The sequence below is a fragment of the Achromobacter xylosoxidans A8 genome (genome assembly GCF_000165835.1).
Classification (GTDB): domain Bacteria; phylum Pseudomonadota; class Gammaproteobacteria; order Burkholderiales; family Burkholderiaceae_B; genus Achromobacter; species Achromobacter xylosoxidans_B.
Genome location: NC_014640.1, coordinates 3275778 through 3300462, shown reverse-complemented (window position 1 = coordinate 3300462; position 24685 = coordinate 3275778). Strand labels below are relative to the sequence as shown.

Sequence of the window (24685 nt, the reverse complement as noted above, 5' to 3'; positions counted from 1 at the left end):
TAGACCCCTCCAGCCACCCCAGGGAGTCCGCCGATGGCGCGTCGACGCAGTCTCGCGTTTCTGCTCAGCATGCTTGCCGTGCCCGCGGGCGCGGTCGTGGTCTACGACAACCATGGCTTGGTGGTCGAAGCCGCCACCGGCAGCCGCAGCGACTGGAACACCGGGCAGCGGCAAACCACCCGCGCCACCACCATCACGTACCAGGGCAAGCCGCTGTGCGGCAAGGACGTCGGCGCCCTGCTCTATCCCGATGGCCAGAGCATCGAGGCCCGAGCCTTCTTCTGCGCATCCACCGCCAAGGCGCTGGAAACGGACGCCGTGCTGGCCTACTTCACCAGCTCCAGCGCCAATACCGTGCTGGCTCAACTGCGCGTGGTCAACAACGCGCTGCGGGTCCAGCGCCTGGTCTTGTCGGCCAAGCCGGACCGCGACCGCATCTCCACCACCCGCTTCGAGGACGCCCGCCTGCCGGGCTGGACGCGCGTCCAGACGTCCTGGAACGAAACCGTGATGATCCGCCACGCGCCGCTTGCCGCCTTGAACCTGGGCCCGGGCAAGCTGCTGGACGTGGCCGATGGCGTAGCCTATCTGGCCCTGCCTCCGGGCAGGGACGCGGTCGAGATCGAGCCTACCAAACGGGTCAAGGACGCCGACGGCTACCTGCAGATCGTCCCCGCCATCACCAAGTTCGTGGACACGCCAATGGCATTCCGCGCGGTGCGCATGAGCGACGGCCGCGAACTTGCGCGGCTGGATTTCAAGGACGTCTGCCTGCGCCTGCCGGCCATCCAGTTCGACCGGCCGGACGCGCAGTCCAAGTCCACGGCTGCGCCCGACGTGGCCTTCGACGACGTGCCGGCCTGGCGCGCCAGCACCTTGCAGCTGACACAGCCGGCGCAAGGACGCGCCACCTTGCGCCTGCAACCAGGCGTGACCTTGCCGCGCAAACCCGGCTGCGCGCCGGGCTGAATCCAGGCGCGCTCAGATCAGGAACTGGCGGTAGGCCTCGTTGCCGGTTTCCTCGGTATGGGCGTAGCCCAGTTGCCGCAGGAACGCGTCCAGCGCCGCGCTGTCCGCCAGCGGCGCCTGGATGCCGACCAGCGCCGAACTGAACTCCGTGCCCTGATTGCGGTAGTGGAACAGGCTGATGTTCCAGTTGGGCGCCATCTCGGACAGGAACTTCATCAGCGCGCCGGGACGCTCCGGAAACTCGAAGCGGAACAGGCGCTCGCCGGCCGCCAGCGGCGAGCGTCCGCCCACCATGTAGCGGATGTGCTGCTTGGACACCTCGTTGTTGCTCAGATCACCGACGGAGAAACCCTGCTGCTGCAACGCCGCCATGATGTCCGCCGCATCGCCGCGCCGGGAAATCTGCATGCTGACAAAGATGTGGGCAGTGTGCGCATCCGCGATGCGGTAGTTGAATTCCGTCACGCTGCGCTGGCCGATCACGCTGCAGAAGCGGCGGAAGCTGCCGCGCTCCTCGGGCACCGTCACGGCGAAGACCGCCTCGCGCGCCTCGCCCACTTCGGCACGGTCCGCGACGAAGCGCAGACGGTCGAAGTTCATATTGGCGCCCGAGGTCACTGCCACCATGGGCTGGCCTTGCACGCCTTCGCGTTCCACGTACTTTTTCAGCCCCGCCACCGCCAGCGCGCCCGCCGGCTCCAACACGCTGCGGGTGTCCAGGAATACGTCCTTGATCGCCGCGCAGACTGCGTCCGTATCCACCAGGATGATCTCGTCCAGGTACTCCCGGCACAGGCGGAAGGTTTCCTCGCCCACCAGCTTGACCGCCGTGCCGTCCGAAAACAGGCCCACCTCGGGCAGATTGACCCGCTCCCCCACCTGCATGGACAGGGACATGGCGCAGGAATCCTCGGTCTGCACGCCGATGACCTTGACGCCCGGGTCCACCGCCTTGATGTAGGTCGCCACCCCCGCCGCCAGCCCGCCGCCGCCGATCGGCACGAAGACGGCGTGCAAGGGGCCGGCATGCTGGCGCAGGATCTCCATGCCCACCGTGCCCTGGCCGGCGATCACATAGGGATCGTCGAATGCCGGGATGAAGGTCAGGTCCTGCGCGCTCGCCAGTTTCTGGGCATGGCCAAAGGCGTCGCTATAGGAATCGCCCGCCTGCACCACCGTCACCGTGGGACCGCCGTGCGCTTTCACCGCATCCACCTTCACCTGCGGGGTCGTCTGCGGCACCACGATGATGGCGCGCACGCCCATCCTGGCGGCCGAGATCGCGACGCCTTGCGCGTGGTTGCCGGCGGACGCCGTGATCACGCCCCGCTCCAGCGCCGCCTGCGGCGTGTTGCGCATCTTGTTGTAGGCGCCGCGCACCTTGAAGGAAAAGACCGGCTGGTTGTCTTCGCGCTTGAAGTAGACCGGGTTGCCCAGCCGCGCCGACAGGCCGCGGGCGCGATCCAGCTCGGTCTCGCGGGCAATGTCATAGATCCGCGCGGTCAGGATCTGCCTCAGGTATTCCATCGGCGAGGCACGGCCGTCCTGGAATGCGGTCGGCGTGGCGGTTTGCTGGCTGGCTTGCGGGGCGTGGTGCATCTGGCTCTCTGCTTCGGTGTCTTGCCCGGCAGAGGCGGCCACAAAAAACCCGCCTCTTGGGGCGGGTGGCTGTGACTGTTGCGGTCGCGCGCTAACCCACCATTCCAGGAATGATGGTAATAATCAGCGAAATGCGGACGGCGCGGAAATTCATGGGGACGTAGCTTCCTCCTTGCGCGGCGCTTTGTCAAACGCGGCGCGTCCGATTTAATGTGTCCCCGTTTAATTTGGCGCCATTATGGCCATATCCCGATCGAATCCGCGGGATTTTGCTGCGCAGCAGGCGTAGCGCGGTATTACAATGGAAGGTTAGTGGCGATCGCACTTCCCCAGATCAAAAAAGGGGCAGGCGTCAGCCATGTTGGGCATACGCGTGCCCAAACGAACCCACTCTCCGACAACATCTACCGGCTTCCGGCCGCATAGCATGTTCGGGTTTGCGCCTAGCGCCTGCCGAACAGATTCAAGGATCATGTCTCTTACTCCGAAGATTATCTATACCCTCACCGATGAAGCTCCGGCGCTTGCAACCCGTTCGCTGCTGCCCATCGTCCAGGCTTTCGCCAAGCCCGCAGGCATCACGGTCGAGACCCGCGACATCTCGCTGGCCGGCCGCATCATCTCGGTCTTCCCCGACTACCTCGAAGACAGCCAGAAGCTGGGCGATGCCTTGTCGGAACTCGGCGCGCTGGCCGTCCAGCCCGAAGCCAACATCATCAAGCTGCCCAACATCAGCGCGTCCATGCCGCAGCTGAAGGCCGCCATCAAGGAACTCCAGGACCAGGGCTACAAGCTGCCCGACTACCCGGACGCCCCCGCCAACGACACCGAACGCGACGTCAAGGCGCGCTACGACAAGGTCAAGGGCAGCGCCGTGAACCCGGTCCTGCGCGAAGGCAACTCCGACCGCCGCGCCCCCCTGTCGGTCAAGAACTACGCCCGCAAGCACCCGCACAAGATGGGCGCCTGGTCGGCTGATTCCAAGTCGCACGTGGCCCACATGAGCGAAGGCGACTTCTACGGCACCGAAAAGTCGGCCCTGATCGCCGAGGCCGGCGACGTCAAGATCGAACTGACCGCCGCCGACGGCGCCAAGACCGTCCTGAAGGAAAAGACCCCGGTCAAGGCCGGCGAGATCATCGACGCCGCCGTGCTGTCGACCGCCAAGCTCAAGTCCTTCCTGCAGGCGCAGATCGACGATGCCCGCGCCAACGGCGTGCTGTTCTCGGTGCACCTGAAGGCCACGATGATGAAGGTCTCCGACCCAGTCATCTTCGGCCACGTTGTGTCCGTGTTCTACAAGGACGTGCTGGCCAAGCACGCCGACGCGCTCGCGCAAGCCGGCTTCGATCCCAACAACGGCATCGGCGACCTGTACGCCAAGATCCAATCCTTGCCCGCCGACAAGCAGGCCGAGATCAGCGCCGACATCGACGCCGCCTACAAGGTCCTGCCGCAGCTGGCCATGGTCAATTCCGACCGCGGCATCACCAACCTGCACGTGCCCAGCGACGTCATCGTCGACGCCTCCATGCCCGCCATGATCCGCGACTCGGGCAAGATGTGGAACGCCGAAGGCAATCTGCAAGACACCAAGGCCGTGATCCCCGACCGCAGCTACGCCGGCGTCTACCAGGCCGTGATCGAAGACTGCAAGCGCAACGGCGCCTTCAATCCGGTCACGATGGGCAGCGTGCCCAACGTCGGCCTGATGGCCCAGGCCGCCGAGGAATACGGCTCGCACAACAAGACCTTCGTCATTCCCGCCGCCGGCACCGTGCGCGTCACCGACGCCTCGGGCAAGGTGCTGCTGGAGCAGGCCGTCGAAGCCGGCGACCTCTGGCGCATGTGCCAGACCAAGGACGCCGCGGTGCAGGACTGGGTCAAGCTGGCCGTGGCCCGCGCCCGCGCCACCAAGACGCCCGCCGTGTTCTGGCTGGACGAGAACCGCGCCCACGACGCGCAGATCATCGCCAAGGTCAAGCACTACCTGAAGGACCACGACACCAGCGGCCTGGATCTGCGCATCCTGAGCCCGGTCGAGGCCACCAAGTTTTCGCTCAAGCGCATCCGCGAAGGCCTGGACACCATCTCGGTGACCGGCAACGTGCTGCGCGACTACCTGACCGACCTGTTCCCCATCATGGAACTGGGCACCAGCGCCAAGATGCTGTCGATCGTGCCGCTGGTCGCTGGCGGCGGCCTGTTTGAAACCGGCGCCGGTGGCTCCGCGCCCAAGCACGTGCAGCAGTTCGTGGAAGAAGGCTTCCTGCGCTGGGACTCGCTGGGCGAGTTCATGGCCCTGGCCGCGTCGCTGGAACACCTGGGCCGCAGCTACGACAATGCCCGCGCCCAAGTGCTGGCCAAGACCCTGGACCTGGCCACCGCCAAGTTCCTGGACGAGAACAAGTCGCCCGAACGCAAGGTCGGCGGCCTGGACAACCGCGGCAGCCACTACTACCTGGCCCTGTACTGGGCCCAGGCCGTGGCCGCGCAGACCGACGACCGCGCACTGGCCACCCTGTTCGCGGCCCCGGCCCGCGCGCTGGCCGACGGCGAGGACAAGATCCTGGCCGAACTGAAGGCTGCCCAGGGTAAGCCCGTCGACATCGGCGGCTACTACCAGCCCAACGAAGCCCTGGCCAGCCAGGCCATGCGCCCCAGCGCCACGCTGAACCAGGCCCTGGCCTCGATCGGCTAAACGCCTGCCGCGCAACACGGCGGCAACGAAAAAGGCCGGCACCCCCAAGGGGCTGCCGGCCTTTTTCGTTGGGCGGGCTCCTACTGCTGCGATTCCCCATGGCGCAGTTGACGCACCTGCAGGAACTGCAGCGCGACCGGAATCAGCGACAGGCCGATGATGATGAGCGACACCCAGTGCAGATTCGACCGCACCCAGGAGATCGAGCCCAGCCAATAGCCGGCCAGCAGCATCGACGAGCACCACAGGACGCCGCCGATGAGGTTGTAGGCATAGAACGTGCGGCGCGGCATCTGCGACAGGCCGGCGACAAACGGCGCCAGGGTACGCACGATGGGCACGAAGCGCGCCACGGTGATCGTCATGGCGCCGTAGCGGACGAAGTACGCCCGGGCGCGCACCATATGTTCAGGCTTGACCCAGCGGCTGCGGGCAAGCCGCTGCCCCCACGAAGACGACCCTATCGTGTAGTTCAACGCATCGCCGGCAATGGCTGCGGCGGTGATCGCCGCCAGCGATATGGCGGGATCGATGCCGGCCAGCCCGAGGAACGCCCCCGCGGCGAACAGCAGCGAGTCGCCAGGCAGGAACGGCATCACCACTAAACCCGTCTCCACGAAGATGACGGCGGCGATGATTGCGGTGCCCAGGACCCAGTTCTGCGCCAGCAAGGCCATCAGGCCATGCTCGCTGGTCAGCCAGGAAAATAGTTCGAGAATGCTCATGATCGGATCCACGATGCTTGATGGTTTGCAGCCATTCGGAGGTGGGGCGGCACGTCGCGGCCCCGCGCTTGGTCAGGGTTTGGGCGCCAGCGGAGCGGCCTGGCCCGCGGCCGGCAGGCCGCCGCACATGCGCTGGCGGAACGCCGCGTCGATATCGATGCGCCATATCGTCCGCCTATCGCTGGAAAGCCGTGGCGTCACGCCATTGAGCACGGGGTATCTGGCGGCATCGTCGTCCCGGCCCCAGATCCAGAAGCGCGCCCCGTCCGCCGCAGCGCACATGCGCACAGGCATGTCGTCGGCGCCGATCAGCACGCGCTTGCCCATGACGGGATCGAACTTCGCCGCGTCGTACAACTCCTTGCGCCAGTTGTCCCGCGTGGGAATCTCGGGATTGTTCCAGTCGTCGACCATCCAGGCGGGCTCCCGGGCCTGGGTATAGAAACCCAGGTCGAAGGGCAAGGTATGCAGCGCCATGTGGATGTCCTGCGGCTGCATTTCCTTACGCAGATCCGCCGCCAGCGGCCCCGCGCTGCCGCGCGGATTCGACGCGGCGACGATGATCGCGGCCAGGCAGATGACGACAGCCGCCCCGGCGGCGATCCAGGCGCCACGCCGCTTGCCGGCTACCCATGCGGGCGCCAGCCGTTCGCTGATCAAAAAAGCCAACGGCGGGAACACTGGCAACACATAGCCGATGAGCTTGGAATGCGGAATCGAAAAGAACACGATCACGACCGCGATCCAGATCGCCGCCAGGCGCCGCAGGCCTTGCGGGTCGGACTCGCGCCAGTACGCCGGCTTGAAGACCGATACCGCCCAGATCGACCACGGCAGCGCCAGCCCCGCCACGATAGGCAGGTAGAACCAGACCGGCTGCGCGTTGTTGAAGCCGCCCTGCGAAAAGCGTTCGAACTGCTGGTAGACGAAGAAGTACTGATAGAAGCCCGGATAGCGCAGTTCCATCAGCCAGAACCACGGCACCGCAACCGCCGCGAAGGCCAGCAAGGCCGGCGCCCACAGCAAGGCGCGCACGCCCGGCCAATCGCGGCGCAACAGCAGCCACGCCAGCACGATGGCGCCCGGCAAGGCCAGCCCGATCAGCCCCTTGGCCAGCACCGCCAGCGCCGCCAGCACGCCCGTGGCCACCGACATGGCGCGGAACGGCCGTCCGGCGGCACGCCGCAAGGCGGTATCGGCCGCGGCCAGCACGCACAGCGTGATCATGCTGGCCACCAGCATATCCATGTTGGCGAACTGGGCCGCGCCGAAGAACAACGGCATCAAGCCCAGGATAACTACCGCCCAGCGCGCCTGCGCGGCATTGCGGTAGCGCGACACGAAGGCATAAAGTCCCGCGCCCGCGCTCCAGGCGCCCAGCAGCGACGGCAGCCGCGCACTGAATTCATTCACACCGAACAGCACGTAGCTGATCTGGGCCAGCCAGTAGTACAGCGGCGGCTTGTGGAAGTACGGCATGCCGTCAAGCAGCGGCACCATGGGTGAGCCGCTGCGCAGCATTTCCCAGGCGACGCCGGCATAGCGGCCCTCGTCGGGCAAGGTCAGCCAGCGCGCCCAGGCCAGCGCGCCCAGCCACAAGGCCAGACACGCCAGCACCAGCCACCCAGGCCAGGCCGTGCGCCGCGCCGGCAGGCTCATGGAAGTTGCCATGGACGCGCTCATGCCCGGCGCTCCCGCATGGCAGGCGTCGGGAGGCGGCGCGGAAAGGAAGCAAGGCGCTGCGGGGGTACTGCGGCACTGGGCACAGGCGGCATGGAAGTCCGGAAAGAGTTCAGGAAAATGCAAGATTGCGCGCAGTATCGCCAAGCGCGCGTCAAGCTTTCATGAAATTTCCGGAAAAAAGCGCCTGGAATGGCTATCCCGGATGCAGCCGGTCCAGCCTGAGCCTCCCGCGCTCATCCGTCAGCCGGCGCATCGCGCCGTAAGCCGCCGCCATCGCCGCCATGGCGCTGGCGCCGCACAGCAGGAACATCAGCAGGATCTGGTACTTCGCGGCCTCTATCGGATCCATGCCGGCAATGATCTGGCCGGTCATGATGCCCGGCAGCGTGATGATGCCGGCCGCCGACATCTGGTTGATGCTGGGCACGATGCCGCGCCGCACGGACTCGCGCAGCAGGGACGAAAACGCCTCGTGCGCGGTCGCCCCCAGGGCCAGCCGCGCCTCGATCGCCAGCTTCTCCCGCCGTGCGCCCGACAACACGCCGTCCAACGCCAGGCTGGCGGCGTTGAGTACGCTGCCCAGCACGATGCCGATCAGGGCGATGGTGTAGCGCGGGTCGTACCAGGGCTCCGGGCGCAGCGCCGTATTCAGGATGAACAGCACCGTGATAACCGTGGTCCCCGCCACCGCCATCGCGCCCACCCAGCCGTTGCCGCGCTGCGTCAGCCGGGCCTTGGGTCGCGCAGCAACCTCCCTGGCCGCCAGCGCCATCATCACCGCCACCACCAGCGCCGTCAGCCAGGGCGCCGCGTGCGCGAACACGATGCGCAGGATATGGCCGACCAGCAGCAGCTGCACCACCGTGCGCAGCGCCGCCCACAGCACCTGGCGTTGCAGGTTCAGCCGCAGGGCGAAGGAAATGCCGGCGCTCAGCAGCACCAGCAAGGAAGCGATGGCCAGATCCGTGGCCTGCAGCTTGATCACGTCCATAGCGGCTCCATCCTGCCTTGCTCCATGCGCCAGGAACGGCGCGCCATGCGCTCGGCCTGGGCCGGACTGTGGGTCACCATCAATACCGCGGCCCCACTGCCCAGGTAGCGCCGCAATTCCTCTTCGACCCGGTCCGTAGCCGTCTGGTCCAACGCCGCCGTGGGCTCGTCCAGCAACAGCACGCGCGGCTCCTGCGCCAAGGCGCGGACCAGGCCCAGGCGCTGGCGTTCGCCAGTGGACAGCTCGTGCACCAGCGCGTCCAGCTTGTCCGCCGACAGTCCCAGGCGCTCCATGATGGCCAAGGCCCGCGCGCGGTCCGTGAAATGCGGCGCGACCCGGTCGTCCCACCAGCCGGCCTCGGCCTGGCAATAGATGACCTGGCGGCGCCATTCGTGGCCCCGCATGCCCGAGCGCGGCCTGCCGTCGAGCAAGGCTACGCCATGTCCGGGATCGAGATCGGCCACCTGTCGCAGCAGCAGGGATTTGCCTGAGCCCGAAGGGCCCATGATTGCCGCGCATTCGCCCGGGGCCAGGTCCAGGCTTACGGGGGAAAGGCGTTCGCTATACAGGCCGCGCAGCGTGAGCAGCGGGCGCGGTTCGGAGTTACGGATCGGCATGGGTACGGATCTTAGACCGCAACTGCGCAAACGCCGGCATGCAGGCGCGCCCGCCATTCCGCAAAGAGATGAGAAAAACTAAATCCATAACGGAGAACTTATCGTTTCCCCAAGGGAGACTGCCTCCCTACCATTGCGAGTCTTGCCATCTGCGCATTTAGCGCAGCTACATTGACTCTACGTATGGGCCTCATGTCTCAGATCCCGAACCCAGCGCCGCCGCGCACTGCCCGCCGCAAACTGGCCCTGACCGCCACGCTCGTTCTTGCCGCCATTGGCGGCCTCTACCTCTACGACACGCAACGCAAGGCCGCAGCCGCCGCCCAAGCCGCGTCGGCAGATGACGCCGCACCCGTTCCTGTACTGGTGGCACCCGCCCGGGTCGGAACGCTGTCCGCCGCCTTGCAGGCGATCGGCACCGTCGTGGCGGACCAGCAAGTGCTGGTGGCGCCCGAGGTCGCGGGGCGCGTCACCGCCATCCATTTCGCCAGCGGCCAGCAGGTCGCGGCAGGATTGCCGCTGGTGCAGATCAACGATGGCCCGGTGCGCCGCGAGCTCGAGCGGCATCGCGCATCGGCCGCGCTGGCCCAGGCCAACCTGGACCGCGCCAAGCGCCTGCTCGGACAAACCCTGTCGCGCGCCGAGTACGAACAGCACGCGGCGCTGCACGCCGAAACCAGGGCCCAGGTCGCACAGGGAGAAGAAGACCTGGCCCAGCGCCTGGTGCGCGCGCCGTTCGCGGGCACGCTGGGGCTGCGGCTGATCAATCTGGGCCAGTACGTCGAGGCGGGCACGCCCATCGCCACCCTGACCGACACCCGCCTGCTGCATGTGGATTTCACCCTGCCGGACCGGCACGCCGCCGCATTGCGGCTGGGACTGGACGTGTCTGTCGCCAGCGACGGCGGCGGACAGGCTCCGCTGGCGGGCAAAGTCTCCGCGATCGATCCACAGATCGACGCCGGCAGCCGCGCGCTGAGGGTCCGTGCCACGCTGGCGCCGGACGCGGCTGGCCGCCTATGGCCCGGCGCGTATGCCCGGGTCAGCGTATCGCTGCCGGCCGACACCGCCACGCTCACCGTGCCGGCCGAAGCCGTTCAAAGCACCCTGTCTGGCGAGACGGTCTACGCCATGCGCAATGACGACCCAGCGCGCGTCCGGCTCGTGTCCGTGCAGACCGGCGCAACCCGGGACGGCCAGGTCGCGCTGTCGGATACGGATCTGCGCGACGGCGATCTGGTGGTCATCGCTGGCCAGATCAACCTGCACGACGGCGCCGCCGTCCGTCCGCGCCTGGCGGGAGAGTAAGACGCCATGTCATTCACCGACTTCTTCATCCGCCGCCCTGTCCTCACCACCGCGTTCGCCCTGCTGATCGCCCTGGTCGGCCTGCGCGCGCTGCTGGACCTGCCGCTGCGCCAGTATCCGCGCATCGAAAGCGCCGTGGTCACCGTCACCACCGAATATCCGGGCGCGTCCGCGGACCTGATGCAGGGCTTTGTCACCGCCACGCTGGCGCAGGCCGTCGCCACCACGCAAGGCGTGGAATACCTGACCTCATCGTCCGAACAAGGGCGCAGCACCATCAACGCCTACCTGCGCCTGAACGCGAACTCCGACACCGCGCTGACCGAGGTCCTGACCAAGGTCAACGAAGTGCGCTATCTGCTGCCAGAGGGCGCCTACGACCCGGTGGTCGTGCGGCAGTCTCCCGGCGCCATCGGGGTGGTCTATGCCGGATTCACCGCGCCCGCCGGCCAGCCCCTGACGGGCATCACGGACTACCTGATGCGCGTGGCCAAGCCCATGCTGAGCACGGTCGACGGCGTGGCCGCCGTGAACGTGCTGGGCGGACAGGCGCTGTCGATGCGCATCTGGCTCGACCCGCTGCGCATGGGCGCCCACGGCATCACGGCCGCTGATGTCGAATCCGCGATCCGGGACAACAACTACCAGGCCGCGCCCGGCCAACTGCGCGACGCGCTCGTGGTGACGAACGTGCGCGCCGACACCAGCCTGGATAGCGCCCAGGGCTTTCGCGAACTGGTCGTCAAGCGCGGCCCCAGCCTGGTGCGGATGGAAGACATCGCCACCGTCGAGATCGGCGCGCAAAGCCGCAACCAGGTCGCGGGCATGAACGGCGAACCCGCCGCGTACCTGGAAGTGATGGCAACGCCCGGCGGCAATCCGCTAGATATTTCCCGCGAGGTCCGCCGGATTCTGGCCGGATTGGACCTGCCCGACGGCGCAAAAATGGCGATTCCGTATGACGTCACCGTCTTCATCGACGCCGCGATCGGCAATGTGCTGGGCAAGTTCGGCATTGCCAGCCTGGAAGTGGTGCTCGTGATCTTCATCTTCCTCGGCTCGCTGCGCGCGGTGGCCGTGCCGGTGCTGAGCATTCCGCTGTCGCTGCTGGGCGCGGCGGCGGCCATGCTGGCGCTCGGCTTCAGTCTGAACCTGCTGACCCTGCTGGCCATGGTCCTGGCCATCGGCCTGGTGGTGGACGACGCGATCGTCGTGGTGGAAAACGTCCATCGCCGCATGGAAGAAGGCGAATCGCCGCTGGATGCCGCACTGAACGGCGCGCGCGAAATCGTTGGGCCCGTGCTGACGATGGCCGCGGTGCTGGTTGCGGTCTACGCCCCGCTGGGCCTGATCGGCGGCCTGACGGGCGCGCTGTTCAGCGAATTCGCCTTCACGCTGGCCGCGGCTGTGATGGTGTCCGCCATGGTGGCGCTGACCGTGTCTCCCATGGTGGCCTCCAGGCTGATGCGCCAGCAGGCGCCCAGCCGCTACGCGCGGGCGGTGGAACATGCGACCGCCAAGCTGGTGGGCGTCTATGAGCGCGCGCTGGCGCGCATGCTGCGCGACACGCGGCCGGTGCTGCTGGCCGGCGCTGGCGTACTGCTCAGCCTGCCCGTCCTGTTCAACGGCTTGCAGTCGGAACTCGCCCCCGCGGAAGACCAGGGGGAAATCATCGTCGACATGAAAGGCCCCCAAGCCAGCAGCCTGGAATTCCTGGAGGCCGAGGCCAAACGGGTCGAGGCCGCGCTGCTCGCCCTGCCGGAAGCCGCTACCGTCTATATGGTGTCCGGCGCGGGCGGCGCGCTCAACAAAGGCTGGGCTGGCGTCATGCTGAGCCCGTGGGAAACGCGGGACCGCAGCGCCGAAGCCATCATGGCTGATCTGCAGGCGGCCTTGCCGGGCATCGAAGGCATTGCGGGCTCCGCCTTCCTGCCGCCGCCCCTGCCCGGCTCCGTCGGCGGCTTTCCCGTGCAGTTCGTGCTGTCGTCCCCGGCCGGCCATCGGGCGGTCCACGACGCGATGGACAAGTTGAAAACCGCGGCGCGCGCCAGCGGCCAATTCGCCTTCGTGGATTCCGACCTGACCTTCAGCAACCCGACCACGCTGGTGCGGATCGACCGCGCCAAGGCGCACGACCTGGGCCTGAGCATGAAAGAGATCGGCGACACCCTGGCGCGTCTGGTCGGCGAGTCCTATGTCAATCGCTTCGGCGCCCAGGGCCGCTCCTACGACGTGATCCCCCAGGCGCCGCGCAACCTGCGCCTGAACGCCGAGTCCCTGGACCTGTTCCATGTCAGGACCGCTACCGGCGGACAGGTGCCGCTGTCCACCGTGGTCTCGCTGGAGAAAGGCGTCGAGGCCAATGCCCTCACGCAGTTCAATCAGCTGAACAGCGCCACGCTGGTCGCGATCCCCGCGCCCGGTGTGCCACTGGGCCAGGCGGTCGCCTTCCTGCAGGCCGAAGCCGCCAGTCTGCCGGCGGGATTCCAGACCAGCTTCCTGGGCGAATCCCGGCAGTATCTGCAGGAACAAGGCGGCTTTGCCCTGACCTTCGCCTTTGCGCTGGCCTTCATATTTCTGGTGCTGGCGGCCCAGTTCGAGAGCGCCCGCGATCCGCTGCTGATCCTCACCACGGTGCCGCTTGCCGCCTGCGGCGCGCTGGCCGCCATGTTCTTCGGCTACGCCACGCTCAACATCTACACCCAGATCGGGCTGGTGACGCTGATCGGCCTGATCACCAAGCACGGCATCCTGATCGTGGAGTTCGCCAATGTTGAGCAGCGGCTCAGGGGGCTGGACCGCGTCCAGGCCGTGCGCGCGGCCGCCGCCACCCGCATCCGCCCCATCCTGATGACCACGGCCGCCATGGTCGGCGGCCTGATGCCGCTGCTGTTCGCCAGCGGCGCCGGCGCGGGCAGCCAGCGCGCGATCGCCACGGTGCTGGTGGCCGGCTTGCTGGTGGGCACCCTGTTCACGCTATTCGTGCTGCCTGCCGTCTACGCGCGCTTCGGACGCAATCTGGTCGCAGCCCGCGCGCCAGCCGGACCGGCCCGCGACGCGGTTCAAGCTTCCGCCTTGCAAGGAAACCCATAACATGACCTACGCATTGAATCATCGCGCCCTGCGCTTCGGGCTGACGCTGCTGACGCTGGCGCTGGCCGGATGCGCGCTACGTCCGGCGCACGCGCCCGACTCCGGGCCCATCCCGCCCGCCTACAAGCAGGCGCAGGCAGAACCGACGGGAGCCTGGTCCACCGCCCGGCCGGCCGACGACGCGCTGCGCGGCGCCTGGTGGACCCTGTTCCAGGATCCGGCCCTGAACGCATTGCAGACCGCCGCGCAGGACGCCAATCCGACGCTGCACGCCGCCTACGCGCGCTTGCAGCAGTCGCGCGCCCAGCATCGGCAGGCTCGCTCGGCGCTGTTTCCCCGGCTGGACGCGGGCTTCGGGCCGACCCGCCAGCGGGAGTCTCCAGCTTCGTACAGCGGACGCGACAACGGGCCGGCTTCCACCACGACGCTGTGGCGGGCCGACGCCGCGGTGGCGTATGAGGCCGATCTGTTCGGCCGCGTTTCCTCGACCATAGGCGCGGCATCAGCGGAACAGGCTCGCAGCGGCGCGCTGTACCGGCTGACACTGCTGGCCTTGCAGGCCGACGTCGCCGACACCTACTTCCTGATCCGGGAGCTGGATACCCAGCACCAGATCTATCAGCAAACGCTGGCCTTGCGCGAACGCGGCTTTGCGTTGAGCCAGATGCGCCTCGAGGCGGGCGACGGCGGTGAGCTGGAACTCGAGCGCGCCCGCGGCGAACTTGAAGCGGCGCGCGCCGATGCCTTGGGCGCGCAACGCCAGCGCGCCAGCGCCGAACACGCGCTGGCAATCCTGCTGGGCAAGGCCCCGGCCGATTTCTCCCTGCCGCCTGAGCCGCTGCGCCGCATCGAGTTGGCCGTTCCACCGGGCTTGCCTTCGGAACTGCTTGAGCGCCGTCCGGACATTGCCGCGGCCGAACGCGCCATGGCCGCCGCCAACGCCCGCATCGGCGCGGCCCGCGCCGCCTTCTTCCCGAGGCTGGAACTGACCGGTGCGGCCGGCTTCGAATCATCCAGCCTGAGCCAGCTGTTCCAATGGTCCAGCCGGACCTTTCTGCTGGGCCCCTTCCTGGGTACCGCGCTATCGCTGCCCATCCTGGACGGCGGCGCCCGCCAGGCGGATCTCGATGCCGCCCGGGCCGCGCATGACGAAGAAACGGCGCGCTACCGGGAAACGCTGCTCAACGCGTTCAGGGAGGTCGAGGACAATCTGATGCATCTGCGCATCATGGCGGCCCAACAGACCGCGCAGGACCGCGCGCGGCTGGCTGCGCAACGTTCGGCCGAGCTGTCCCGGCTGCAATACGAAACCGGCACGCACACCCAGCTTGACGTCATCGATGCGGACCGCAGCCTGCTGCAGCAGCAGTTGGCCTCGGCCAGGTTGGATGGAGATCAGGCGCGGACCACCGTAAGGCTGATCCGCGCCTTAGGCGGCGGTTGGGACACGCCGCTGCCCGGCAACTCACTCAGCTCGCCGCAAGCGTCTGCGGCGCCTGCTGCATCGCTGCCGCTTCCGCCTTCACCCAGTCGATGAACGCCTGCACTTCCGGCCGCAGCAGCGCATCCGGCCGGCTGACTACGTAATACGCGAAGCGCGCGGGCCAGGGCTGGTCCAGGGCAATGGCCAGCCGGCCCGATTCGATATCTTCGCGCGCATGCGTGTCCTGAACCAGCGCGATGCCCTGCCCCGTGGCAGCCGCCCGCAGCAGCAACAGATCGTCCTCGAAGCTGGGGCCGCGCTGCGCTTCCTGCCCCGCGTCCACGCCGTGCGCCTGCAGCCACAAAGGCCAGTCCGCGCGGTCGGAATCCTGCAGCAGCGGGTACTTCAAGCAGTCCTCGGGCCGCTCGATGCCGGGGCCTTGCGCCAGCAAGGCCGGACTGGCCACGGGCAGCAGCACCGGCGCCATCAAGCGGAAGGCCGACAGCCCCGGGTACTGCCCCAGCCCGTGCCGCAACGCCACGTCGATGCGGTCGCGCTTGAAATCGACCAATTGCGAGGAGGCTTCCACCCGCACCTCGATGTCCGGATGCAAAACCGAAAACCGGCCTATGCGCGGCACCAGCCAGGACGAGGCGAACGAAGGCACCGTGCTGACGGTCAGGGTCCGCTGGGCGGCCTGGGATTCGAGCAGCGCCAGCGATTTTTCGATCTGGTCGAAGGCGCGCATCAGCCCCGGATACGCGCGTGCGCCCGCTTCCGTCAGCCGCACGCCGTGACGCTCGCGCACGAACAGCGCCAGCCCCAACCGGTCTTCCAGCAGGCGTATCTGCTGGCTGACCGCCCCCGGGGTCACACCCAGCACCTCGGCGGCAGCTTTCAGGCTGCCGAGGCGGCCGGTTTCGGTGAATGCTCGCAGCGCAAGCAGTGGCAGCACGGCGCCCATAAACATCCTTAATTTAGAAAAACTCACTTCTATATCGCGACTATCCGCGGGTAGATATCAATCATAGAACAGCTTTTCCATCTGATCCTGCCTACATTTGAAAATAGCTGCACTTATTCCAAAAATCCCAATCTGGTGATTGCGCCTATGCGATACGCCACGCTGCATATGAGCGCCGCCTGCAACTCACTTGCAAGACACCGCAACAAATCGCGATTTGCTAGAGTGCCCATATTGAAAATGATAATCATCCCCAGACGAGAATCATGTTCACGCAATGCCGCCCCGGCAAAAGGCAGATCCACATGAACCGTGAAATCCATGACTTCGCCGCCATAGGCCTAGGCCCGTTCAACCTGAGTCTTGCCTGCCTGGCGGCGCCGCTATCCGGTGTACGCGCCGTGTTTCTCGACCAGAGGCCAGGGTTCGATTGGCACCCCGGTATGCTGATCGAGGACTCGACTTTGCAGAACCCCTTCCTGGCCGATCTTGTGAGCCTGGCCGATCCGCGCAGCGAGTACAGCTACCTGAACTACTGCAAGCAAAGCGGCCGCATCTATTCCTACTACATGCGCGAGAACCACTACTTGAATCGCGCCGAGTACAACCGCTATTGCAAATGGGTAGCGGCCCGCCTGCCGAACCTGCGTTTCAATCACGACGTCCAGAGCGTGCTCCACGACCCGGACAGCCGCAGCTACCTCGTGACCGGCCAGCATGGCGTCAACGGCGAGCGCTTCATGATCCGCTGCCGCAAGCTGGTGCTGGGCCTGGGCACACAGCCCCAATTGCCGGACTGCTGCGACCGGCGCGCCGCGCCCTACATCCACAGCGCCGACTACCTCCGCCACAAGACGCAGTTGCAGCGCAAGCGCGGCATCACCATTGTCGGCAGCGGGCAGAGCGCCGCGGAGGTGTTCCATGACCTGCTGCGAGACAGCGACAAGCACGCTTACAGCCTGGCTTGGATCACCCGCTCTCCGCGCTTCTTCCAGATGGAGAACACCAAGCTCACGCTGGAACTGATCTCTCCCGACTACACGGACTATTTCCACGACCTGCCCGAAGCCCGGCGGCGCGAGATGCTGCGCCAGCAAAGCAGCCTATACAAAGGCATCAACGCGTCCCTGATCAATCAGATATATGACCTGCTGGACGAAAAGATCCGCGCAGGCGACCGCCGCTACACCCTTCTGACGAGCGCGGAGTTGCGCGCCAGCCGCCATGAGCGCGCCACGGGCCGCTATCACCTGGACTTCATGCATGTCGATACCGGCCAGCCGTTCACGCACGTCACGGACGGCCTGGTGCTGGCCACCGGCTATGCCCCCCGCATCCCGGCCTGCGTCAACCCCATCAGCGACCGCATCGCCTGGGACGAAGACGGCGGCTACCGCATCGCCCGCAATTACTCGGTGGACCATGCCGGCGCGGAAATCTTTGTGCAGAACACGGGATTGCTCAGCCATGGCGTCACCAATCCCGACCTGGGATTCTGCTGCTACCGCAACTCGCAGATACTGCGCGACCTGACCGGCGTGGAGCACTACGCCATCGAGCCCCGCACCGCACTGCAGGATTTCCGCCCGCCGGAAAACGGCGTACTGGCGCATCGCCTCTGCGCGCCGGAACCGATGCCCATGATGGACGGCCATCGCGCCGCCACCATCTGATCTCGAGGGGAGTCAGCATGCTCACGATGACAGCCACCTTTCTGGGCGAGGTCGTGCGCCAGTCGCGCGACCACTACGACGAAGGCCCGGGGCTCGCCTTGCGCCCCCTGGTTCCGGACGCGGACGCCGCGCTGCTGCGGCGATGGTTTTCCATGGATTACGCGCGCTTCTGGTCCATGCAGCAGCACAACGAGGATCAGGTGCGCGACTTCTATGAGGCCCTTTGCGGCAGCGGGCACGCCAGCGCCTGGCTAGGCAGCCATGACGGACAGCCGGCCTTTCTGGTGGAATGCTACGACCCGGCCCGCGACGAAGTCGGCGAACACTACACGGTCCGGCCCGGCGACCTCGGCATGCATCTTTTCATCGGTCCGCCTCGTGTGCGGATCCCCAACTTCAGCCGGCAGGTGTTCGCCTTCGTCATGCGCTTCATGTTCGACCGCCTGAACGCCAGGCGCATCGTGGTCGAGCCCGACGCGAACAACGCGAAGATCCACGCGCTCAATCTGGCCATGGGATTTACCTATGCCGGCCAGGTCCCTTTCCGCGAAAAGACCGCCAGCCTGGCGTTCTGCACACGCGCACAGTTCGAACAGACCCGATACCAGGAGCCGCCCCAATGAACCCACATGCCGCCCCCCACCCTGCGCAGGTCGCCAGTCATCTGGAGCCGCAAGCCTGGGCCAAGGTCAACCGCCTGCTCGTGCGCAAGGCCATCTCCGAATACACCCATGAGGGACTGCTGCAGCCCGAACGCCTGGGCCCTGCGGATACGCCGGGTTTCGACCGCTATCGCCTCGCGCTCGCGGACGGCCGGGTCGAATACCGCTACGACGCGCAACTGATGGCCATGCGCCACTGGCGCATCCGCACGGAATCGATCGCCAAGACCACGGCCGGCGCGCCCGTGCCCCTGGACGCCCTGCAGTTCGTGATCGAGATCCGCGACAAGCTGCGCATTCCGGAAGACCGGCTACCCATCTATCTGGATGAAATCGCCAGCACGCTGCACGGCGCCGCCTATAAGCACACGCGCCCTTGCCTGCCCGCCGCCGAACTCGCGCTGGCTGACTACCAAACCATAGAAACCTCGATGATCGAGGGCCACCCCAGCTTCGTCGCCAACAACGGCCGCCTGGGCTTCGACGCCGAGGACTACCATCTCTATGCGCCAGAGGCCGCGTCTCCCATCCGCGTAATGTGGCTGGCGGTGCACAAAGACAACGCGCATTTCGCCTGCTTGTCCACGATGGACTACGCCAGCTTGTTGCGCGGCGAACTGGGCGAGGACACCGTGGCGCGCCACAGGGCCACCTTGCGTGACCAGGGTCTGGACCCCGCCGACTACTACCTGATGCCGGCACACCCGTGGCAGTGGTTCAACAAGCTGTCATTGGCATTCGCGCCCTATGTGGCCCAACGCAAGATCGTATGCCTGGGCTACGGCGCAGACGACTACCTGGCGCAGCAATCGATACGCACCTTCTTCAACATCAGCCGGCCGGGCAAGCACTACGTGAAGACCTCGCTGTCCATCCTGAACATGGGTTTCATGCGGGGGCTTTCGCCCTACTACATGTCGGGCACGCCCGCCATCAACGAATACATCCACGGCCTGATCGCGTCCGACCCCTGGCTGAGCGCCAACGGCTTCACCATCCTGCGCGAGGCTGCCAGCCTGGGCTTTCGCAACTACTACTACGAAGCGGCGATTGCCGCCGACACGCCCTACAAGAAGATGTTCTCCGCGCTATGGCGCGAGAATCCGCAGGCGCTGATCGGTCCCGACGAACGGCTGATGACCATGGCCGCGCTGCTGCACGTGGACCCGCAAGGCCAGGCCCTGCTGCCCGCGCTGATCCGCGCCTCGGGGCTGAGCGCCGGGACATGGCTGGAACGCTATGTGGACGCCTACCTGACGCCGCTGGTGCATTGCTTCTACGCCCACGACCTGGTGTTCATGCCGCATGGCGAGAACGTCATCCTGGTGATCCGGGACCATGTGCCCGTGCGCGCCTTCATGAAGGACATTGCCGAGGAATCCTCCATTCTCGACCCCGAAGCCGAGCTGCCCGAGAACGCGCGCCGGCTGGCGGCGGACGTGCCCGAGGAATACAAGCTGCTGACGATCTTCGTGGACGTGTTCGAGGGCTACTTCCGCCATCTTTCCCAGATCCTGGCGGACACCGGCCTCATGCAGGAGGACGATTTCTGGGAACTGGTCGCAGGCCGCATCGCCGCGTACCAGCAGGCGCATCCGCAACGGCTGGAAAAATACCGGCGCTACGACCTGTACGCGCCGGACATGATCCACTCGTGCCTGAACCGTCTGCAACTCGCCAACAACCTGCAGATGGTCAATCTGGCCGATCCCATCGGCAGTTTCCAGATGGCGCCCAGGCTGCCCAATCCCGTAGCGCCTTACCGGCCGCACTGGCTGGATCGGACCGCCGACGCCGCGCAGGCTCTTGCGTGACCCGCGAACTTGACGATCTGCTCGCGCTGGCGGGCCGCCTGGCGCCCGGCCTGGATGGCCGCGTGGGTCCACCGGACGCGCCCGGCATCCGTCCCGGCGCGTGCAATGCCGATGCCATTGCACGGCTGCGCGACTGGTGGCGGGAGCGCCATCCGGAAGCCGGCCCGCATTACCTGGCGCTGCGCTGCTGGGGCCTGCTGATCTGGCAGCCCGTCTACCTCAGCGTGATCGCCGCGCACCGCAGCGGCATCGTCCCGGACCTGACCCGGCTCAGCCAGCCGGTCGCCAACGGCTTCATCGCCGGCTACACCATGGAACGCCATGAACCCGTGCACGGCTGCCTGGAAAAAAGGCTGGATGCGGCCGCCACGCAACTGCGCGAGATCGGCGCCATGTTCTACCGCGAACTGGGCGCGACGCTGCGCCTCAATCCCCGAGCGACCGCCTGCATGCAGGCCGACTGCATCCTGTCCGCCCTGTTGGCAGCCCGCGCAGGCGTGAGCGCAGCGGACAACGCCTGGGCAACCGCAGCCGCGGCCGATTGGCTTGCGCGCTTGGGCATCGCCGGCGGCAGCGGCTATCTGACCTATCAGCGGCGGTCGCTGCCGGCCATCGCAATCGACCGGCAGGTCTGCTGTCACCACTTCCGCAGAAGCGACGGCGACTATTGCAGCACCTGCCCCAAACTGGACATCGCCGAACGCATCGCCCGGCTCGACGCCGAGAGCGCCGAAGCCGCCTGACAGGCCGCGGCCTTGCGGAAGGCATAAGGAGTCGGACATGACGGATGTAGGCCGCCTTGCGCACGTAAAGCAGGCGTTCAGCCCGCTGCACGTGCGGGCATATTTCGACGAAGCCCTGTTCGCCCGCGAACAGGAAGTGATATTCAAGCGCACGCCGCTGTATGTCGGACATGAGAAAACCGTACCCGAACCCGGCGACTGGCGCAGGCTGCCGCATGAAGACGGCGGGCGCGTCCTGGTGCGCGGCGCCGCCGGGGTAGAGCTGATATCCAACGTATGCCGCCACCGCCAGGCGCTCATCCTGGGCGGCGAGACCGGCGCTGTCGCCGGGCCGGGCAAACCGGCAGGCAACCTGTCCGCCAGCGGCGGCAACATCGTCTGCCCGCTGCACCGTTGGACCTACGACAATCGCGGCCAGATTCTGGGCGCACCGCAATTTCCCAGCACGCCATGCCTGAACCTGCCGCGTTTTCCCCTGAAGCGCTGCCACGGCCTGCTGTTCGAAGGCCCTGGCGACCCGCAGGCGGATCTCGACGGACTGTTCGCCCGGCCGGAATTCGATTTTTCGGACTATGTTTTGGACCACGTCGAGGTGCACCAGTGCAACTACAACTGGAAAACCTTCATCGAGGTCTATCTGGAGGACTATCACGTCGGGCCATTCCACCCCGGCCTTGGACGCTTCGTTACCTGCGATGACCTGAGCTGGGAGTTTGGCGAGCGCCACAGCCTGCAACGCGTGGGCGTGCACGATTCCCTGGAAAAGCCTGGTTCCGACGTATACCGCGACTGGCACGGCACATTGATGCGCTACCGGGACGGCGCGCCGCCGGACTTCGGCGCGATCTGGGTGACGTACTTTCCCACCCACATGATCGAGCTCTACCCGCACGTCCTGGTGCTGTCCACGCTCTACCCCAAAAGCCCGCAGGAAACCGTCAACGTCGCCGAGTTCTACTATCCCGAGGAAATCGCCCTGTTCGAACGCGAGTTCGTCGAGGCGCAGCGCGCGGCCTACATGGAAACCGCGATCGAAGACGACGAAATCGGCGAACGCATGGACGCCGGCAGGCTGGCGCTCCTGCGACGCGGGGTAAGCGAAAGCGGTCCATACCAATCGCCCATGGAAGACGGAATGCTGCATTTCCACGAGTGGTACCGCGACATCATGGGCGACCAGCTGGGAGATTGCGCCGCGCCCTGAGAGGCTCCGCAATGCCGTCGAATCAATGCGAATATATGCTATTCTCATTTGAACCCCGCCGCCTCCCCGTGCCAACGCCCGAGGACTCAACCCGCAGCGCGAGTGACGCCATTGAATCCTTCCTCCCCCACTGTCCGATTCACCGTCGCAGATTTCAACCGCCTGGGCGGCCATAACGGATTCCACTACCAGTTGCCGGGGTTCGACAGCGCAGGCGCCGATCCGGATACCGTCTGCATCGCCGAGGGCCGCGTCGAAGAGCATGCGATCCGGCCCGGCCTGACCCTGGTTATGTCCGACGTGCTGGTGCATCACCATTACGAATCGACCTCCGTCATGACGCCCCGCTTTTCGGCCATCGTCATGCTGCAAGGACAGGCCCAGGCGCGCGTGGGCGGTCATGACGACCTGCAGCTCGTTGCCCAAAGCGGCGTCAGCGCCGCGTACGGCGATACGGTCGCCATGACCGGCATCCACCATGCAGGCCAACGGCTGCGCAGCGTCAATCTGTCGCTGTCCGAACCGGACGGCGCGGACGACGACCCGTTCAGCGACCAGATCCGCAAAGTCTTGCGCACCCCCGCCTTCCGGCTGAGACGCTGGCAAGTGCAGGCGCACCTGATGCAGGCCATCGAACATCTGCTGGAATGCCGCTGGGACGATCCGCTGCGCGCCATGCTGCGCGAGGGCGTCGGCGCGCAACTTCTGGCGCATGCGCTGGCGTCGCTGGACCAGCGGGAGCCCGAGGTCGGCGCGGTGTCGCGACGTGACCGGCAGTTGCTGGAGCGGGTACGGGAACGGCTGCACAGCGCGCCCGGCGAGGAGCACACGCTTGAGGATCTGGCAAAGCTGGCCTGCATGAGTCCCAGCACCCTGCGCGCCAAGTTCCGCGCCGCCTACCAGTGTTCCGTCTTCGCCTGGCTGCGCGAACGCCGCCTGGAAGTCGCCCGCGAGCAGCTGGCGCGGGGCTGCAGCGTGCAGCAGGCAGCGCATTGCGTGGGCTACCGGCACGCCACCAACTTTGCCACGGCGTTCCGCGAGCGCTATGGCGTTGCCCCCAGCGAACTGAACTGAGCGGGCCGCCGTGAGCGCCTTCGCCCGCGGCTTTCGGCAGCACCCATTGCTCTTGCGGCGTTGCCCATTCATCCTGCCGCGCCTGGCGCGCGACCATGGGGCCATGCTTTCCGTCCCGGAAAGCCCCTGCCCCGGACGCCCACGTGCCTCGCCCCGACCTCCCGACTTCCTTTCCCATGATGGTGTTGATGCTGGGCCTGCTGGCCTGCGTGGCCCCGGCCACGGTCGACGCCTATCTGCCCGCCTTCGCCGCGCTGGAGCGGGAGTTCGGCGTGCCGCAGGAAACAGTGCAGCTGACCCTGGGCGTTTACATGTTCTGCTACGCGGCGATGCTGCTGCTGCATGGCACGCTGTCCGACTCGCTGGGCCGGCGCCGCGTCATCCTCGCGGCGCTGGTCTGCTACATCGGCGGCAGCGCGCTGGCCGTTGCAGCGCCGAGCTTCGCCTGGCTGTTGGCGGCGCGGGCGCTGCAAGGCCTCTCGGCCGGCGCCGGCATCGTGGTGGGCCAGGCCATCGTGCGCGACTGCTACGAAGGACCGGCGGCGCAGCGCGTCATGTCCTATCTGATCCTGGTGTTCAATCTGTCGCCGGCGTTGGCGCCCATAGTCGGCGGTCAGTTGGCCGCGCAGCTGGGCTGGCGTGCCGTCTTCCTGATGCTCGCCGCGCTGGCCGCGACGGCCTGGGCGTTGTGCGCCTGGAAGCTTCCCGAGACGCTGCCCGCCAGCCGGCGCAGGCCGCTGTCGTGGCGCTCACTGGCTTCCGGCTACGGCATGGTTCTCGCGGACCGGCGGTTCGCTGCACTTGCCATCGCTTTCAGCCTGATCTTCGCGGCCCAGGGTTTCCTCATCGGCGCCGCGCCGGACTTCATCGCCAACGTCCTCAGCCTGCCCGAAACGGATTTCGCGTATCTGTTCGTACCGCTCGTGATCGGGGCCATGGCAGGCGCGCTGTTCGCGGCGCGCAAGGCCGGGCGCTGGAGCGACCACCGCATCACCTGGCTCGCGTATGCCTTGATGGGCGGCAGTTGCCTCGCGAGCGTCATATACGCCGCGGGCGCCGGACGGCCCGCCCTGCCCTGGGCGGTGATCCTGCCCGGCCTTTATACCTGCGGCCTGGCCATGTGCGTCCCGGGCATGACCCTGCAGATTCTCGCCCGTGCGCCAGGGCTGTCCGGCACCGCGGCCTCGATGCTCGGCTTCACCCAGATGCTGGCTTTCTCGGTAGCCAGCGGCTGGGGCGTACCCATGATCTACGGCCGGCCCCTGGCCCTGGCGCTTGCGATGTTGGCCTGCGTCGCCGCGAGCGCGGCAGGCTGGGCCTGGCTGCAACGGCAGTCCACGCCTTTGGCGAACGCCCGATCGGGTTGATCCGGCGGCGTTCAGCATACGCATCGCATCCTCCGGCATACGTTCAAGTCTCCAGCAAAAACAATAATTCTCATT

Annotated in this window: 19 protein-coding genes; 12 read left to right on the top strand and 7 right to left on the bottom strand. The window is 66.8% G+C overall.

What is annotated here, in order from left to right; translation table 11 throughout:
• Positions 1-33: 33 nt before the first annotated feature.
• The gene (locus tag AXYL_RS15310) at positions 34-969 is read left to right on the top strand and encodes a hypothetical protein (RefSeq protein WP_013393716.1); all 936 of its coding nucleotides are present in this window, start codon (positions 34-36) and stop codon (positions 967-969) included.
• Between the two features lie 12 nt (positions 970-981).
• Here the strand turns inward: AXYL_RS15310 and ilvA are convergent, their stop codons facing one another.
• Positions 982-2568, bottom strand: coding sequence for a threonine ammonia-lyase, biosynthetic (gene ilvA / locus AXYL_RS15305; RefSeq protein ID WP_080551069.1), 1587 nt, complete (start codon positions 2566-2568; stop codon positions 982-984).
• A gap of 472 nt (positions 2569-3040) precedes the next feature.
• Between ilvA and AXYL_RS15300 the strand changes: the two genes are divergently transcribed.
• Positions 3041-5269 carry an NADP-dependent isocitrate dehydrogenase gene (locus AXYL_RS15300; protein WP_013393714.1) on the top strand — a complete coding sequence of 743 codons (2229 nt, stop codon included), beginning with the start codon at positions 3041-3043 and terminating at the stop codon, positions 5267-5269.
• Between the two features lie 80 nt (positions 5270-5349).
• Here the strand turns inward: AXYL_RS15300 and AXYL_RS15295 are convergent, their stop codons facing one another.
• The 4 genes from AXYL_RS15295 to AXYL_RS15280 form a co-directional block, all read right to left on the bottom strand.
• On the bottom strand, positions 5350-5994 hold the full coding sequence (locus AXYL_RS15295; protein ID WP_013393713.1) for a VTT domain-containing protein: 645 nt from the start codon (positions 5992-5994) through the stop codon (positions 5350-5352).
• A 72-nt stretch (positions 5995-6066) separates the two neighbouring features.
• Positions 6067-7665 carry an ArnT family glycosyltransferase gene (locus AXYL_RS15290; RefSeq protein ID WP_148260607.1) on the bottom strand — a complete coding sequence of 533 codons (1599 nt, stop codon included), beginning with the start codon at positions 7663-7665 and terminating at the stop codon, positions 6067-6069.
• Positions 7666-7870: 205 nt separating this feature from the next.
• The gene (locus tag AXYL_RS15285) at positions 7871-8668 is read right to left on the bottom strand and encodes an ABC transporter permease (RefSeq protein ID WP_013393711.1); all 798 of its coding nucleotides are present in this window, start codon (positions 8666-8668) and stop codon (positions 7871-7873) included.
• On the bottom strand, positions 8659-9285 hold the full coding sequence (locus AXYL_RS15280; protein ID WP_013393710.1) for an ATP-binding cassette domain-containing protein: 627 nt from the start codon (positions 9283-9285) through the stop codon (positions 8659-8661). The genes AXYL_RS15285 and AXYL_RS15280 overlap by 10 nt, the downstream gene beginning before the upstream one ends.
• A 192-nt stretch (positions 9286-9477) precedes the next feature.
• On the opposite strand from AXYL_RS15280, the gene AXYL_RS15275 reads away from it, so the two are divergent.
• The 3 genes from AXYL_RS15275 to AXYL_RS15265 are packed head-to-tail and all read left to right on the top strand — an operon-like array spanning position 9478 to position 15223.
• Positions 9478-10593, top strand: coding sequence for an efflux RND transporter periplasmic adaptor subunit (locus tag AXYL_RS15275; protein ID WP_063827951.1), 1116 nt, complete (start codon positions 9478-9480; stop codon positions 10591-10593).
• Positions 10594-10599: 6 nt separating this feature from the next.
• Positions 10600-13686 carry an efflux RND transporter permease subunit gene (locus AXYL_RS15270; RefSeq protein WP_013393708.1) on the top strand — a complete coding sequence of 1029 codons (3087 nt, stop codon included), beginning with the start codon at positions 10600-10602 and terminating at the stop codon, positions 13684-13686.
• 1 nt (position 13687) lies between these two features.
• Entirely contained in the window at positions 13688-15223 is a 1536-nt protein-coding gene (locus tag AXYL_RS15265; protein WP_013393707.1) for an efflux transporter outer membrane subunit, read from the top strand.
• Here AXYL_RS15265 and gcvA read toward each other — a convergent pair.
• A complete protein-coding gene (gene gcvA / locus AXYL_RS15260; RefSeq protein ID WP_013393706.1) occupies positions 15156-16073 on the bottom strand; it encodes a transcriptional regulator GcvA in 918 nt (305 codons plus the stop codon). The genes AXYL_RS15265 and gcvA overlap by 68 nt on opposite strands.
• Before the next feature lie 113 nt (positions 16074-16186).
• Positions 16187-16396, bottom strand: a complete 210-nt coding sequence (locus AXYL_RS34870; RefSeq protein WP_148260606.1) for a hypothetical protein — start codon at positions 16394-16396, stop codon at positions 16187-16189.
• On the opposite strand from AXYL_RS34870, the gene AXYL_RS15255 reads away from it, so the two are divergent.
• The 7 genes from AXYL_RS15255 to AXYL_RS15225 all read left to right on the top strand — a co-directional run bounded on the left by AXYL_RS15255 (position 16379) and on the right by AXYL_RS15225 (position 24610).
• Complete coding sequence (locus AXYL_RS15255; RefSeq protein WP_041655573.1) at positions 16379-17746, top strand: lysine N(6)-hydroxylase/L-ornithine N(5)-oxygenase family protein; 1368 nt, start codon at positions 16379-16381, stop codon at positions 17744-17746. The genes AXYL_RS34870 and AXYL_RS15255 overlap by 18 nt on opposite strands.
• A gap of 17 nt (positions 17747-17763) precedes the next feature.
• Positions 17764-18369: a GNAT family N-acetyltransferase gene (locus tag AXYL_RS15250; RefSeq protein WP_013393704.1), complete on the top strand. Its 606-nt coding sequence runs from the start codon at positions 17764-17766 to the stop codon at positions 18367-18369.
• Positions 18366-20222, top strand: coding sequence for an IucA/IucC family protein (locus AXYL_RS15245; RefSeq protein WP_013393703.1), 1857 nt, complete (start codon positions 18366-18368; stop codon positions 20220-20222). The genes AXYL_RS15250 and AXYL_RS15245 overlap by 4 nt, the downstream gene beginning before the upstream one ends.
• Complete coding sequence (locus tag AXYL_RS15240; protein WP_013393702.1) at positions 20219-20965, top strand: siderophore ferric iron reductase; 747 nt, start codon at positions 20219-20221, stop codon at positions 20963-20965. Before AXYL_RS15245 ends, AXYL_RS15240 begins: the two co-directional genes overlap by 4 nt.
• Before the next feature lie 37 nt (positions 20966-21002).
• Positions 21003-22169 carry an aromatic ring-hydroxylating oxygenase subunit alpha gene (locus AXYL_RS15235; protein ID WP_013393701.1) on the top strand — a complete coding sequence of 389 codons (1167 nt, stop codon included), beginning with the start codon at positions 21003-21005 and terminating at the stop codon, positions 22167-22169.
• Between the two features lie 102 nt (positions 22170-22271).
• Positions 22272-23243 carry a helix-turn-helix transcriptional regulator gene (locus AXYL_RS15230; protein ID WP_049797795.1) on the top strand — a complete coding sequence of 324 codons (972 nt, stop codon included), beginning with the start codon at positions 22272-22274 and terminating at the stop codon, positions 23241-23243.
• A gap of 176 nt (positions 23244-23419) precedes the next feature.
• On the top strand, positions 23420-24610 hold the full coding sequence (locus AXYL_RS15225; protein WP_013393699.1) for a multidrug effflux MFS transporter: 1191 nt from the start codon (positions 23420-23422) through the stop codon (positions 24608-24610).
• Positions 24611-24685: the final 75 nt, after the last annotated feature.